General features: G+C 38.0%; 12 protein-coding genes and 1 pseudogene. 5 read left to right on the top strand and 8 right to left on the bottom strand.

What is annotated here, in order from left to right:
* Positions 1-148: 148 nt before the first annotated feature.
* The 5 genes and pseudogenes from AC2VNP_RS09540 to AC2VNP_RS09520 form a co-directional block, all read right to left on the bottom strand.
* Complete coding sequence (locus AC2VNP_RS09540; protein WP_486917108.1) at positions 149-1825, bottom strand: glycerol-3-phosphate dehydrogenase/oxidase; 1677 nt, start codon at positions 1823-1825, stop codon at positions 149-151.
* Positions 1826-1999: 174 nt separating this feature from the next.
* A complete protein-coding gene (gene glpK / locus AC2VNP_RS09535; protein ID WP_486917107.1) occupies positions 2000-3493 on the bottom strand; it encodes a glycerol kinase GlpK in 1494 nt (497 codons plus the stop codon).
* Between the two features lie 103 nt (positions 3494-3596).
* Positions 3597-3702, bottom strand: a pseudogene (locus AC2VNP_RS09530) (aquaporin); the annotation flags it as partial.
* Between the two features lie 394 nt (positions 3703-4096).
* A complete protein-coding gene (gene htpG / locus AC2VNP_RS09525) occupies positions 4097-5977 on the bottom strand; it encodes a molecular chaperone HtpG (RefSeq protein WP_486917106.1) in 1881 nt (626 codons plus the stop codon).
* 233 nt (positions 5978-6210) lie between these two features.
* Positions 6211-6639 carry a PH domain-containing protein gene (locus tag AC2VNP_RS09520; RefSeq protein WP_486917105.1) on the bottom strand — a complete coding sequence of 143 codons (429 nt, stop codon included), beginning with the start codon at positions 6637-6639 and terminating at the stop codon, positions 6211-6213.
* 362 nt (positions 6640-7001) lie between these two features.
* On the opposite strand from AC2VNP_RS09520, the gene AC2VNP_RS09515 reads away from it, so the two are divergent.
* From AC2VNP_RS09515 to AC2VNP_RS09500, 4 genes are all read left to right on the top strand, one after another.
* Positions 7002-7214, top strand: coding sequence for a hypothetical protein (locus AC2VNP_RS09515; RefSeq protein WP_486917104.1), 213 nt, complete (start codon positions 7002-7004; stop codon positions 7212-7214).
* A gap of 13 nt (positions 7215-7227) precedes the next feature.
* Positions 7228-8358, top strand: a complete 1131-nt coding sequence (locus tag AC2VNP_RS09510) for a GerAB/ArcD/ProY family transporter (RefSeq protein WP_486917103.1) — start codon at positions 7228-7230, stop codon at positions 8356-8358.
* 91 nt (positions 8359-8449) lie between these two features.
* A complete protein-coding gene (locus tag AC2VNP_RS09505) occupies positions 8450-9673 on the top strand; it encodes a Ger(x)C family spore germination protein (protein WP_486917102.1) in 1224 nt (407 codons plus the stop codon).
* A 22-nt stretch (positions 9674-9695) separates the two neighbouring features.
* Positions 9696-11225, top strand: a complete 1530-nt coding sequence (locus tag AC2VNP_RS09500) for a spore germination protein (RefSeq protein WP_486917101.1) — start codon at positions 9696-9698, stop codon at positions 11223-11225.
* A 146-nt stretch (positions 11226-11371) separates the two neighbouring features.
* Here the strand turns inward: AC2VNP_RS09500 and AC2VNP_RS09495 are convergent, their stop codons facing one another.
* The 3 genes from AC2VNP_RS09495 to AC2VNP_RS09485 form a co-directional block, all read right to left on the bottom strand.
* Entirely contained in the window at positions 11372-12049 is a 678-nt protein-coding gene (locus AC2VNP_RS09495) for a SurA N-terminal domain-containing protein (protein WP_486917100.1), read from the bottom strand.
* Between the two features lie 208 nt (positions 12050-12257).
* Positions 12258-13112 (bottom strand): endonuclease/exonuclease/phosphatase family protein, encoded by an 855-nt coding sequence (locus AC2VNP_RS09490; protein WP_486917099.1) that lies wholly within the window; start codon positions 13110-13112, stop codon positions 12258-12260.
* 297 nt (positions 13113-13409) lie between these two features.
* Entirely contained in the window at positions 13410-14549 is a 1140-nt protein-coding gene (locus tag AC2VNP_RS09485; protein ID WP_486917109.1) for a M20 peptidase aminoacylase family protein, read from the bottom strand.
* A gap of 205 nt (positions 14550-14754) precedes the next feature.
* Here AC2VNP_RS09485 and AC2VNP_RS09480 point away from each other — a divergent pair, with 205 nt between their 5' ends.
* The gene (locus AC2VNP_RS09480; protein ID WP_486917098.1) at positions 14755-15246 is read left to right on the top strand and encodes an RDD family protein; all 492 of its coding nucleotides are present in this window, start codon (positions 14755-14757) and stop codon (positions 15244-15246) included.
* Positions 15247-15705 lie beyond the last annotated feature (459 nt).

The following is a 15705-nucleotide window of genomic DNA, read 5'->3' as shown; positions in this document are numbered from 1 at the left end:
CCAACTAGCTATTTGTTTCAACAAAACACACAGACTCCTGGGGGGTGCCTGTTTTATTTCTTCAAACAATCGCGCCGCCCCCCCACTTTTCTCTGTGTTTTATTCTTTACACCGACAGCTTCCATATACGTATTTTTCTTTTCACACCCTATATTGCTTTCTGGACGTCTGTACTCCCATCCACTGGATTTTGTGCGTAGTAGATTTCGGACTCTAAATAGGTTACGTATTTTACAACTTGCTCGTCAGTCCATTTTAATTCTTTTTTCATGTAAGCTACAATTTCATTTTTCCACTGTTTTACCCACTTCATATTGAAAAATAAAGCGCCAGTTCTTCTGTTGAAAAAGTCGATCGGCGTTGATACCATTTCTTCTTCAATGCCGTATTTAAGTTGAGCAAAGACCGTAATCGGTAATCGCTGAAGGTCTGCATCTTTTTTATGATTTCTAATAATCTCGTAAACTTTTGTTACATTCGATCCGTATAAGTGGACAAGTCGATTTGCATCCTCTTTAGATAGACCGAGTTCCTCTCCTTCTTTGATCATTTTTTTGACGTAAGACTCAAACTGATCAGACCCGCCAACATCGCCACCGGAAAGCTTTATATGAGCGGTCGTACACGGTTGCGTATTTCCTAAGTCTTTCCCAACGATATCGACAATTCGTTCAGCCATCTTACGGTAACCTGTCAACTTCCCTCCAGCGATTGAAATGAGTCCTGTTTCAGAAAAGAAAATTTCATCTTTACGAGAAATTTCAGAGGCGCTTTTTCCTTCCTCATGAATTAATGGTCGTAACCCCGTCCAGCTTGATTCAATATCGTCTACTGTTAAATTGACAGTTGGGAACATATAATTACATGCAGCTATAATATAGTCTCTATCTTCCTCCGTCATTCGCGGGTGAGCAATTTCATCATTATAAAAAGTATCTGTTGTACCGATATACGTTTTGCCATCTCGCGGGATTGCAAATACCATGCGTTTATCGTTTTCTGTATCAAAATAGACGGCTTGCTTTAACGGAAAACGACTACCATCAATGACAAGGTGAACTCCCTTTGTTAAATGCAGATACTTGCCTTTTTTTGAGTTATCTTTTTCCCGTAGCGTATCTACCCATGGTCCAGCTGCGTTAACAATCTTTTTCGCATAAATACTATATAGTTTACTAGATAAGACATCACGAACTTTAACTCCAATCACTTTTCCATTTTCATAAATAAACTCTTCTGCTTTTGCATAGTTAACAGCTTTTGTCCCACGATGTACTGCTTCTTTTAGCACTTCGAGCGTAAGACGGGCATCGTCCGTACGATATTCTACGTAAATCCCGCCACCTTTGAGTTTATCACTGCGAATTAAAGGCTCTTTTTGCAGGGTCTCACTTTTAGATAACATTTTACGGCGCTCTTCTTTTCTTACACCTGCTAGATAATCGTAGACTTTTAGACCAACTGATGTTGCTGTTTTTCCAAAGGTTCCTCCTTGGACCATCGGTAATAACATCCATTCAGGTGTAGTTACGTGTGGCGCGTTCTCATATACAATCGCACGTTCTTTTCCGACCTCTGCCACAAGCTTAACTTCAAACTGCTTTAAATAACGCAGCCCACCATGAACGAGTTTCGTAGATCGGCTTGAAGTACCAGCTGCGAAATCTTGCATTTCAATTAGACCTGTATTAATACCACGTACTTGCGCATCTAGAGCAATACCTGTTCCTGTGATGCCGCCACCGATCACTAATAAATCCAATGTATGTTTTGACATTTCCTCTAAGTAAGCTGCTCTTTGTTTACTCGAAAAAGAATTTCCCATGTTTGAACTCCCCTTTTATTTTTATCTTATGAGGGCATACAAAAAGAGACCACAACCTCTCAAATTTTACGCAAACACATAAAAATTGAGTGTTGTGGCCTCTCCTATTCTCCGACCTCAGTATTAACTTATATTTATTATAGTTCTATTCCTATTGTTTTGCAAACATAATTTTTACTTGAATGCCATTGTTGCATGAACTGCTTTTTTCCAGCCTGTATATAATTTTTCTCGATGATCGTTATTCATCTCTGCATTAAACGTACGGTCGATACTCCATTGTTTTGCAATATCTTCACGACTGTTCCAGAATCCTACCGCTAATCCAGCTAAGTAAGCAGCGCCTAAGGCTGTTGTCTCTTGAACAACTGGACGCTCTACCGGTACACCTAACATATCACTTTGAAATTGCATTAAAAATTCATTCGCCACAGCTCCACCATCAACACGTAAAGTTTTGAGTGAAATTCCTGCATCCGCTTCCATCGCTGTTAAGACATCTTTTGTTTGGAATGCTAGTGACTCCAGCGTTGCGCGGATAAAATGTTCCTTTTCTGTACCTCGCGTAATTCCAAAAACGGCTCCACGAACATCGCTGTCCCAATATGGTGTCCCAAGTCCTACAAATGCTGGTACTACATAAACACCTTCTGTTGACTCTACTTTCTTTGCATAGCTTTCTGAATCGCCTGCCGACTTAATCATCCGCAGTCCATCACGTAACCATTGAATGGCTGACCCTGCAACAAAAATACTGCCTTCCAATGCATATTCTACTTTTCCATCGATGCCCCATGCGAGAGTTGTCAGTAATCCGTGTTCTGACTTTACTGCCTTTTCCCCCGTATTCATAAGCATAAAACAACCTGTGCCATACGTATTTTTCGCCATTCCTTTTTCAAAACACGCTTGTCCGAACAATGCAGCTTGTTGGTCACCAGCTGCTCCAGCAATCGGTACTTGCTCTCCAAAGAAATGGTAGTCCACCGTCAGTCCGTACACTTCAGATGATGGCCTTACTTCGGGTAACATACACTTTGGTACTGATAACATTTCAAGTAGTTCATCGTCCCATTTCAATTCATGAATGTTATACATTAACGTGCGCGATGCATTCGAATAGTCTGTGACATGTGCTGTTCCACCCGACAACTTCCAAATGAGCCACGTGTCAATCGTTCCAAATAAAAGCTCACCGCTTTCGGCTTTTTCCCGTGCTCCTTCAACGTGATCCAAGATCCATTTTACTTTTGTCCCGGAGAAATAAGCATCAATTAATAAGCCCGTTTTATCTCGCACCATTTGACCATGTCCTTGTTCTTTTAGCTCTTCACAAATATCAGCGGTCTGACGAGATTGCCAGACGATTGCATTGTACACAGGAAGGCCCGTATTTTTATCCCAAACGACCGTGGTTTCGCGTTGATTCGTAATGCCGATACCTGCGATCTCCTTTGCTTTAATATTTGTTTTTAACAATACTCCAGAAATGACAGACAACACTGACGCCCAGATTTCATTTGCATTGTGTTCTACCCAACCTGGCTGAGGAAATATTTGTGTGAATTCTTTTTGCTCCACACCAACGATTTCTCCTTGTTGATTAAATATAATAGCACGAGTGCTTGTTGTTCCTTGGTCTAATGATAGAATATATTTCTTTTCCATCTCTTTTATCCCCCAATATTCTTATATTCTTTTTATTTTGTTGATACTATAAAGTTACTATGATTTAAGCTAAGCAATTACTTTTTTATCTAAAAAAAGCGTCTGTAAACTCATTGGCATCAATTGCTAATATTCCTAAGACTAACACAAAACTCCCTAACACTTCACTAAATTAAGTTAGATGGAGTATGAGAAATGGATCGACCTGTTAGAATACAGCTAGTCATAGCCCTTGTGATCTTCAGTTGCTTACTAATGCGGATAAGAATGCGGTAAACGAGTTTGCACCCATAAAAGCACCTAATATCTGCTCAACAATGTATAGCGGCACTTGATTCCTTGCAGCTTCCTTACTAGAGCTATCCCCCAGATACAAAAAAAGAGATCAGCAAATGAGCTATCATTAAAGTGATAACTACAAATACTGGTCTCCTTGTCTCCATCAGAACTATTAACTTGTAAAACTATTAAAACAAAACCTGAAAACGCTGTCAATCAATTACTTCAAAAAAAGGTACCTGGCACCCATTTTGGGTGCCAGGTACCTTTAACAAATTAAAGTGTTAACATTTTAGTGAGTTACCGCAAATTCTAACACTTTTTTTACACCATCACCTTACAAATGTCGTTTGTAAATTCGACTGGGTCTTCAATTGGTAAGCCTTCAATAAGAAGCGCTTGATTATAAAGAAGGTTCGTAAATAATGTTAACTTGTCTTTATCCTGCTCAAGTGCATCTTTCAATGACTTAAACACATCATGATTAATGTTAATTTCCAGCACTTTATCTGCTTGTACATTTTGGTTGTTCGGCATCGCTTTTAGAATTTTTTCCATTTCAATGGAAACATCACCTTCTGTTGAGATGCAGACAGGGTGAGATTTCAAACGTTTCGATGCACGTACATCTTTTACTTTTCCAGATAAAATATCTTTCATGTAATCAAACAGTTCTTTACTTTCGTTTTGTTCCGTTTCTGATTGATCTTCTTTTTCATCCTCAATCCCTAAGTTGCCACTTGAAACCGACTTGAACTCTTTCTCTTTATATGACATTAACATCTTGATCGCAAATTCGTCGATCTCATCCGTAAAGTATAAAATTTCATAGCCTTTATCTAATACCATCTCCGTTTGCGGAAGTTTCTCAATTCGATCGTGCGACTCCCCAGAAGCATAGTAAATATACTTTTGATCTTCTGGCATTCTTTCAACATACTCAGCTAATGTAACCAATTTCTTTTCTTTTGAAGAGTAGAACATGATTAAATCTTGTAAGTCTTCTTTATGTTGTCCGAAGTCGCTATAAACCCCATACTTCAATTGTCTTCCAAAAGTTTCGAAGAATTGCTCATATTTTTCACGCTCGTCTTTTAATAAGCTTTGAAGCTGGCTCTTGATTTTGTTTTTAATATTTTTAGCGATCAGTTTAAGTTGACGGTCATGTTGAAGGATTTCCCTTGAGATATTAAGTGATAAATCTTCTGAGTCAACCATCCCTTTAACAAAACTAAAATAATCCGGCAGCAGGTCTGCACACTTATTCATAATTAATACACCGCTAGAGTATAGCTCCAACCCTTTTTCAAATTCAGGACTATAGAAGTCAAACGGTATTTTTTCTGGGATAAAAAGAATGGCATTATAGCGTACCGCACCGTCTACACTAATATGAATATGCTTTGTAGGCTTGTCAAAACCGTAGTGCTTTTCTTGGTAAAAGTTCTCGTAATCTGCGTCTGTTAGTTCATTTTTATTTTTTCGCCAGATCGGAACCATACTGTTAATCGTTTGCTCTTCTGTATACTCTTCGAATTCGTTGTCTTCGCTTCCTTCTTTCGGTCTTTGCCCTGTAACATCCATTTTGATAGGGTAGCGAATAAAGTCAGAGTACTTTTTAATAATACCTTTTAAACGATATTCTTCTAAATACTCATCGTATGTTTCATCTTCCGTGTTTTCTTTAATTTTTAAAGTGATTTCTGTCCCAATCGTTTCTTTTTGTGCTTCTTCGATTGTATATCCATCGGCACCTTCAGATTCCCATTTGTAGGCAACATCGCTTCCGAGAGCTCTTGTTGTTACTGAGACAACATCAGCGACCATGAATGCGGAGTAGAAACCGACTCCAAATTGACCGATAATATCATGGCCATCTTTCAGTTCGTTTTCATTTTTAAAAGCTAACGATCCACTTTTCGCGATGGTTCCGAGGTTGTTTTCTAACTCCTCTTTCGTCATCCCGATTCCAGTGTCTGTGATTTTAAGCGTGCGGTTCTCTTTATCCGCTTCAACTTTTATGTAGTAACTCTCTTGGTCAAAATTTAACGACTCATCCGTTAAAGCTTTATAATAAATTTTATCAATTGCGTCACTAGAATTGGAAATTAACTCTCTCAAGAAAATCTCTTTTTGTGAGTAGATCGAGTTAATCATCATTTCTAACAATCTTTTCGATTCGGCCTGAAACTGCTTTTTCGTCATGAAAAACTTCCCCTTTCAATATCAATCATTCTTTTATGTAAAGTTCACCTTTATTTTAGCACTCATAGCACCAGAGTGCTAACCCAATAATTTTAATATCATAAAATCAAAAAAGTGTCAACACTTTCTATAAAAAACAGTGCCAGGCACCTTTAATACAGCAGAGTGTTAAAGGTGCCTGGCACCGCATGGATAGGCACCGCATGAATAAATGCACCGCATGATATCTTCCATTACCTCTCCCCTATTATTTCTTTTACTTTTTCGTCTAGCTGAATATTGGGGTTTTCTTTCAGCAACTGAAGGAGAAATTCGCGTTCATTAACAGGAGAAATGAGCGTAAAATCAAAGAATTTACCGTAAACAATTTCGAGCCTGTTGATAGACAAAGCAGGTGCCGATAGTGGATTTTTTGATTTACTAATTTTCGATATATCCGTGATATTAATTGTTTTCTTAAAAGGACCATATTTAATTTTAATTTGTTGTTCTGTCAAAAGATAACTAGTCCCAAACCAGAGCCAAACCATAAACCCAGCAATAGGACTCATTATCGCAAACGTTATCCATTCGCTGCCTAATATAGGCATCATCAACGAAAATAGAATGGTTGCCCATATTATACCGCCTAACCACAAATCTTTTTTTGATGGATAATGCATATTATACCGCCCCTCTAATGCTCAAATAAATGACGACATGATGCTCTGTTTACTTATATTGATCGAATTCCTTTTTCATTTCGGTAGCAGGTACCTTTACCACAGTACAGAGTTAAAGGTACCTGCTACCCTTTCTTTTATCTTTCTTTTATCTTCTTTTACCTTTTATGATTGCAATTTACATCATTGTAATCTTCCTTACGTTCCTACTTAAAAAAGGTTTCACTAATCTGAAGAAGTGCTTATTTATTAACTTACTGGAACCCATTCTTACAAATTTCCTGACTTCCTCATAATTTCCGTAATTTGAGAAAAACTAAAGAAAAATTTGTATACCAAACCATTTATTAAGGAGATATACAATGGAAAATTTTCTTGATAACGTCTTAGGTTTTCTGCCACAGCGATCCATTGTTTGGACCGCTTTAGGATCAGCACTAATCGTCATTGCTTTTCAAAAAGGTACACAAAAATTACAAGAACTTGTCAAATTACCATACATGGAAGAGGAAAATCAACAAAAACGTCAAGAAATCACAGGTCAATCCGGGATAGATCAGCAATCGAAGTCTTAAAGGAGTCAATACCATGAGCAATAAAAAGGATTATGAAATCACTCCCATTGAAATGGGAATTTCCTTAGTATCTTTAATTTTCGCAGTAGGCATTTTAACTTTACCAAGAACTTTAGCGAATGAAGTTGGAACTACAGACGGCTGGATTTCAATCCTTTTAGCAGGCTTTATTTCAATTGGATTAATTTATTTATACACTCAATTACAAAAAAATTTCCCAGGCCGGACCTATCTTCAATTTTTAGCCGAAGGCAAACTAGGGAAATGGGTTGCCAAATTCATTGGCATTCTTTTTATTCTTTACTTAGGTTTATTAGTAAGTATGCAAGCGCGGATACTAGCGATGGCTGTGAAAATGTATTTGATCGACCAAACTCCAGCAGAAGTTGTCGTTGCCATCATTCTCCTTCTCATCACCTATGCAGTATCGAAAGGCATCCAGGGGATTGTACATATTCATCTTATGTTTACCCCGTTTATTTTTGTCGCTCTATTTTTTATCATGTTGTTCAATTTTAATGATGCTCAATTTGACCGACTCCTACCCATTATGAGTGAGGGAATTACTCCCGTTTTATATGGCATCTTACCTCCTATGTTTTCATTCGCGGGAGTTGTTCTTTTATTCTTTTTTATGGCGTATATGAAAGAATCGGATTTACGTTCAGGTACATTGAGCCTATTTATGCTTGCAGCGACCATCATCTATGCTTTTATAACGATAACTGCTTATGCGATATTTGGTCTGGAAATGACAAAAGTGATTACATTCCCAGCGATTGAGTTAGCAAAGGAAATCGAATTAATCGGCGCTTTTATTGAACGATTTGAATCGATTTTCCTGACGATATATATCATGGCCATTTTTACATCGATGGCCAACATCCTTTTTGTGATCCAACAAATATTCCATGAACAATTTATTCAGTCCCAGAAGAAGCGATCTTATCTTTCAGCCATTTTACTCTTTTTTATTTTTTTAGTTTCGTTTATTCCTAATTCTATCACTGAAGTGGAAAACATCGGCAAATATGTAGCTCTATTAGGGGATGGATTATTAGTAAGTACATTTATCATCGGCTTTTTAACGGTGTGGATCCGGAACCGAAGCAAATCTTCTATTGAGAATAATAGTTCTATGTAAATCGGTCTAGGCCTTCTTCTAATGTTTAAAGGATACCTGCAACATTAGTTAATAAAGCAACATCATCACGAGAAAACAAGGGGGATGTAGAATGAAAAAAATCATTTATTTTATTTTCCTCACCCTGCTCGTCCCTTTTCTCATCGGATGCTGGGACCTTACTGAAATTGAAGAGATTGGTTTTGTTGTCGCTATTGGATTTGATCCAACCGAGAATGAAGAAGGAAAGTTAAGAACGTTTGAGCGAGAAAGAGGCCACCGTATTTCTCGTAAAGCAGAGCACCCCCAATTATTTGATGCGACCTTTAACGTTTCAATCCCAAGCAAAATTGAAGCACAAGAAGGTGGAAGAACAGGGCGAGCTTTTTTTAACATTACAACAACTGATTTAACGAACTTCAATACTATTCGACAAGTTTCTGCCAGAAGAAGTAGAAGACTCAATTTTGAGCATTTAAAAGTTTTGATCATCAATGAAAGCCTCGTTAAGAGCGGACCCATGCTTAAACATTTAGCGGATTTGTATATCCGCGACCATGAAATGCGGAGAAAATCTTATGTTTATATTACAAGTGCAAATACAAAAGATATTTTAAATATTAAGTTGCCACTTGAAGAATTGATCACCACTTCCATTGTAGACATTACAGATAATTACCAAGCGAATTTGGCGATGCCTGCACCTACGACAATGGGTGATATAGCAACTCATATTACGGGCGAAAAGAGCTTTATTATCCCGCAAATTAAACCCGTTGGTAATGATTTGAGGATCACAGGAGCAGCCGTTTTTCTAGGAACAGAATCCACGATGCGAGGTTGGTTAACTGAAGAAGAGGTAAAAGGCTATAACTGGGTTATTGGTGATGCGGAAAGTGTGATTATTGAAGCGGAATATGAAGAGGGTGAAGGAGAATTCTTTGTATATGAAGTAATTACTATGGCTTCTACCATTGACTATCGTCGTGAGAATAACCGTAATATATTTGATGTTAAAGTAAAAGCGGAAGGATCTTTTGCAGAAAGTTGGCTTCATGATGTGGACATTAGTAATGAGCAAACGATCCGTGAACTAGAGGAATTGATCGAAAAAGCAATTGTTCGCCAAGTCAAAAATAGTATCAAAAAAGTTCAAAATGATTTTCAAGCAGATATCTTCGGATTCCATAAGAAAGTTCGTCAACAACAATATCCTTATTGGAAAACGATTAAAGAAAACTGGGAAGGTGAAGGCGGAGAGTTTCAAAATGCCGAGGTAAATGTGTCAGCCACCGTTAAAATTCGCCATTATATGTTAAATGAACGCTTAGACTAGCTAGGCATTGGAGGTGACCCGAATGTATAGAAAGTTACTAAAAAAATTAAATTCAAATAAAGTTCGTTCAAAAGCTGAATATACACTTGAAGTGTCTCCTGTTATAGATGAAATGGTTACTTCTATTAAGAACATCGTTGGTGAAAGTGATGACATCGTCCAACGTGATTTCATCATTGGGAAAGAATTAAAAGCGTCCTTATTTTATGTTGACGGCTTAGCGGATGAAAATGGAATTGAAACAAAAGTAATTAGACCTCTTCTACAATTTACTCAAGATGCAGTTGCCCGTTTAAAAGGTGATGCTTTATTGAATCATTTAACAAAAGAGGTTACCAATTTCATCGAATTTTCGATTGAAACGACGTACGATAATGCAATCTTACCACTCATGTCAGGGGAAACATTACTCGTCATCGATGGCATTCCCAAGTTCATATTATTAGAAACGAGAAGCTTTAATCAGCGTGCCATCGAAGAGCCTGAAAGTGAAATTGTTGTTCGGGGGCCTCGTGACGGGTTCAATGAAGTTCTTCATACAAATGTCATGTTACTTCGGCGACGAATTAGAGACCCAAATTTGACGGTACAATTCGGGCAAATTGGACGGAGAGCAAAAAATGACTTTGCCCTTCTTTATGTGAAAGGTATTGCAAACATGGAGCTAGTAGAGGAAATGCGCTATAGGATTTCTTGTATTGATGTAGATAATATAGAAGGGACAGGTGGTCTAGAACAATTTGTTGAGGATAATGTATTATCCCCTTTTCCGCAATTACTTCGAACCGAACGACCTGACAAAACAACTTCACACCTTTTTAATGGGAAAGTTGTTATCGTATTGGATGGTACGCCATTTGCTTTAATTGCACCACTGACCTTTGAAGAGTATTTTAAGTCACCAGAAGATAACTATGATCGCTGGCAAATTAGCTCATTATACCGCCTGCTCCGGTATGCTGGTGCATTTATTGCGATGTTTCTACCTGCACTTTATATAGCAATGGTATCGTATCATCAAGGTATGATTCCAACTACATTAGCTCTTTCAATTGCAGGTTCACGAGAGGGGGTTCCATTCCCAGCCTTCGTAGAGGCACTCCTGATGGAATTCACGATCGAGTTACTGCGGGAAGCTGGGGTTCGATTGCCACGTCCTGTTGGTCAAACAATAGGTATTGTTGGTGGACTCGTCATTGGGGATGCAGCTGTTCGGGCAGGAATTGTAAGTCCTATCATGGTCATCGTTGTTGCCTTAACAGCGATAGCATCCTTCTCACTCCCAGCCTATAACATCAGTATCGCATTTCGGATGTTACGGTTTGCTGTTATGATAGCCGCCGCAGCATTTGGACTGTTCGGTATCGTTATCTCTTATATTCTAATTAACATTCATCTTGTCGGTTTACGTAGCTTCGGAAGCTATTATACATCGCCGTATGCACCCTATCACTTTGCAAATTGGCTTGACCTCGTAATTAAGGCCCCTATCTCAGTTATTAAAAAAAGAAAAGCAGAACCAAAGACAGAAGACCCGAACCGTCAAGTCTAATAATTCTTAACTATAGGTCATGTTACTGAGTCTAATCCTTCTTTCACCCAAAAAAATGAGGTTGTCTCAAAGTAGTGCTAAACACAGTAGGCGCATGTAAACTACCGCGTTTGGACAATTGAGCCAACCTCGCTGGTTATTAAAAACTATTGTAAAATTTGGATCTCACTTTCAGCTTTCAAATCCGCAAGAAGCTCGTTGAGTAACTCTCCTCTCCGCTTCTGCATCACATTGGCTTCAATCGTTGGTCTTACCTGTTCCATATCAATTTCACCTTCCGTGAAGCCATTATATTGTTCAAGTAATTCATCGATTTCATCCTCAGATATTTCAAGTCCCTCTAAGTATTGCTCAACGAAAAGGTCAATTTTTAACATATCTTCTAAATCTTTTTCGGTTAGATGATTTGCTTTTAATTCGTCTAAAAATTCAGCTTCATCTTCATAATTTTCCCTAATGTCATTCATGTGCTCTTCTATATAGGCGTCATTTATCCCATCACGTTCAGCAGCCTGGAGTAATAACACCTTACTAATTAAATCTTCTAAAATTTGCTCCTCAATTTGACGAATAAAATGGGGCTCTTCTGTATCAAGCCCATCCTCTTCATACATTCTTTTTCTGTGTTCCACTAATTGCTGAAATTCTGATTTATGTATTTTCTCATCATTAACAATCGCAACAATGGTCATTTCATCATTTGGGAGTTGAACTTCTTCTTGTTCTAAGTTTTCGCTGCCCGAACATCCAGCCAGTCCAATAAAGAAAATGGCTGTTAAGAAAATATAAACATAACGAAACACGGAATCATCCTCTCTATTCACTTTTCCAATAGTTAGGATTTTAAAACGGATCAGGCATAATGTAAAGAATATTACCTGAGTGTAAATTACATGTAGTGTAAAAAAACAGCTATAAAACTAGCCTTCAACCTTAATTTGTAAAATTATGTACTGGTTTTAATTAAGACTTGTTGAAGGACTGGAAAGGCATCCCCTCCTATCCAGTCCTTCAATAACAATGCCTAAGAATTTAATCTAAAACCGTTCCTCGACTTGACACGGTTGAAAATTTCAGTGGATCATTTCTCAGTGATAACACAGCACTAACTGGATAATGATCGGAAGCATCGCTTTTCAACACATTGGTTTGACTCACAATGAAATCCTTGCTATGAAAAATATAATCAATTTGCCAATCTCGACTATAGTAAGTTTGAATAGGGTCGCCGACATTACTTTTAGTTAAATATGAGTCCCACATTTGATATTCTTTTTTTATCGGTAAAGAATTCAGATCCCCCATTAAAATCACTGGTTCCTCAATCTGGCTTAACCTCTCATTAATTTCTTTTATAGCCTCTATCCTTTCTTCTTCATTTAGACCTAAATGGGTATTTATCACAAAAATTGATTGGTCTTCCGATACATTTATCTTAGACAAGATGGCTGACCGATTTTCCCTCTTACTAAAAAAAGAAATTCTGTCTGTACTTTCAATTGGAAATCTCGAGAGTATCGCATTGCCGTAATAAATCCCAGGGTAGGAGATTGATGGATAAAAAACGGCATTCATTTCTAGCTCTTGTGCTATGATTTGAACTTGGTCCTTAAATTTGGATCGAAAACTATAACGTTCAATTTCTTGCAAACTTATAATATCAGAGTCTAAAGAGCGCAAAGCTTCGATTGTCCGCTGTAAATTGACACGATTATCTAACCCTTTACCATAACGAATATTGTATGTTGTAACCGTTATCATTTCGTCGGTTGCCAAATAATCATGGTAGCTTTCCCATGTATATTTCGCTTTATTTTTTTCATGAAAGAAGTAGATCATCCATACAGCAAGCACTGAGACTATGAGTATAATGAATTTCTTAGGCATGATGACCTCTCCTTTGCTCGTATTAGTTATATATTATCATAATTTTCTAATTATTTAACGAAGTAACATCTTCCTTTTATTCCCCGGCTCTGCCTCATTGGCAACTCACCTTTATTCAGAAATCAACAGAACGGTTATTAAAACCAAATTAAAAATCCCCCCTACACTCGACGTGTAAGAAGGAATTTTTGTTCATGCCCAGAACTTGTTTTATTTAAGATGTTGTTCTAGCACTAGACTCTCATGTGATGCTACTCTAGTAACAGACTCACTTAGCCTGCTAGGTTAGTAATTTGTTTAGAATTTCTCATTGTTAAGCTTATTCATCGTGTTCACCACAACGTTTGTTAAAACTTCAACTCCCTTGAATAGTGCTTCCTTATCAAAATTCATATGCGGGTGATGTAGTCCTGGCTTTAAATCGCATCCTAACCCTAGCATCGTTGCTTTTAGATGCGGTCGTTTTAATGTATAAAAATGAAAGTCATCTCCGCCGGTTGTGATAATTGGTGGTCTATGTTTCTCTTCTCCTAAAACTTCTTTAATCGCTCCACTCATCATTTCTGTCGCTTCAGCATTCACTTCGGCAGCAGCAATATAAGCAGCCTGAGACAGTTGAATGTCCACATCATAATGGTTCACCAAAGTGGCAGCGATCTTTTCCACACGTGACGTCAATTCATTCATCACATCATTTGTTTGTGCTCGTAAATCCAGACTAAAGCTCGCATTACCTGGGATGATATTTGCACTGTCTCCACCTGCTATAAATTTGGTCACTTTAACTGAATACGGAACCATCGGGTCGAGATGGATACCTTTTAAAAGAGAGACCAGTTCTGCCCCAACTTCAATTGCATTAGCCCCGAGGTGTGGTCGTGCCCCATGTACATCTGCTCCTTTAATTTTCCCGTCGATAAACCGCGCTGCCCCGTGATGGATCGCTGGAACTGCGTAGCCATTATCTAATTCTTGAAACGGTCTTAAATGCACTCCATATAAAAAATCTACATCGTCGATAACGCCCTTTTCCACAAGTTTTAAAGCACCCGTTCCTTTTTCCTCAGCTGGTTGGAAAATCAATTTTATTTTCCCTGCAGGTTCATAGTTCATTTCCTTTAAAGCGAACATCACCCCTAAAACGATGGCCATATGAGCATCGTGTCCGCATGAATGATTAGCACAAAATGTATCATTCACTTCTTGCCACAACGCATCCATATCCGCACGAACCGCTACGACAGGTTTTCCGCTTCCTAATTCTCCGATTACCCCTGTACAATCATCAAAAGTCGTCACTTTCCAACCATTATCTCGTAGAACGCTCCCTATATATTCGGTCGTCTTTACTTCCTGCCAACTAATTTCCGGATGCTGATGTAAGTAATCAAAGACTTGCATCACTGTCGGTTTGATTTTCTCAATGGTTTTGTCCAATGTAATTAACCCTTCCTTTGTTCGATTAAAAGTAATTGCTTTCTTTATCACTAGTTTCCACTACAACATAACCTTACAATTTTCAAAATATTGCCATTTTACGTTTGACCAACAAAAAAAATATCGATATAATAAATATTTAGGAAATATAAACAATTTTACAAAAATTTAGCCAAGAAATCAAATTATGCAAGGGGGAAACATATTGGAACTTAGAGACGATCCAGAATTACAAGAGCGGTTTCTACACCCAAATTTACGAGCGGGTGGCTGGATACGTTCAATCGCATTATTTTACGATCTAGTCATCCTTACGATGGTACTATATATGACATCCGCACTTACCACAATATGGATGATGACAACGACCAAGTCGCTGTTTATCGGAGACCCAGACCGTGCCCGACAAGACATCTGGGAAAATGAACCGCATTTATTTATTATTAATTATGCCATTTTAGGTGCTGTTTTTCTTATTTATCAAGTCATTTATCCTGCATTTAAACGTCGCTCAATTGGTATGATGATAGCCGACTTAACGTTAGTCGATGAACAGCGACAAGAGCTAACAAAGTGGCACTATGTTAAACGAGAATGTTGGAAACTCCTCTTGTTCCCTACCTTCTTCCTTTCTTTTGGGAAAAACAGACGGACATTGTATGACAAAATGAGTAAGACCTACTTAATGAAATACTAATTTATGTACGGATCCGCTTTTGAAAATTGGCAACTATGCTATTACTATAAGTTAACTTTAAACGAGCTCTTATCCTGCTTTTTTCTTCATAGAAAGATAGAGCGAACGTATTTATAAAAAATAGAGCTAAGATGTTATCCCCTTTTTTAGGATCACATTAGTCTTAGCTCTAGTTAAAGGGCGTCAACTCCTTGACGCCCTACTTTACGTTTTTCTACTTTTCGGTCATCAACCCACGCTTTGATGACCATTTTTTTCGCTTCCCACTACTTTTCGGTCACCAAACCTCTCTTTGATGACCGTTTTTTCGCTTCCCACTACTTTTCGGTCATCAACCCACGCTTTGATGACCATTTTTTTCGCTTCCCACTACTTTTCGGTCATCAAGCCTCTCTTTGATGACCGTTTTTTCGCTTCCCACTACTTTTCGGTCACCAAACCTCTCTTTGATGACCGTTT

The sequence above is a fragment of the Alkalihalobacterium sp. TH-98 genome (assembly GCF_057473385.1).
Note: the sequence above shows the minus strand (reverse complement) of the source record. Positions and strands in the feature narration are given on the sequence as shown.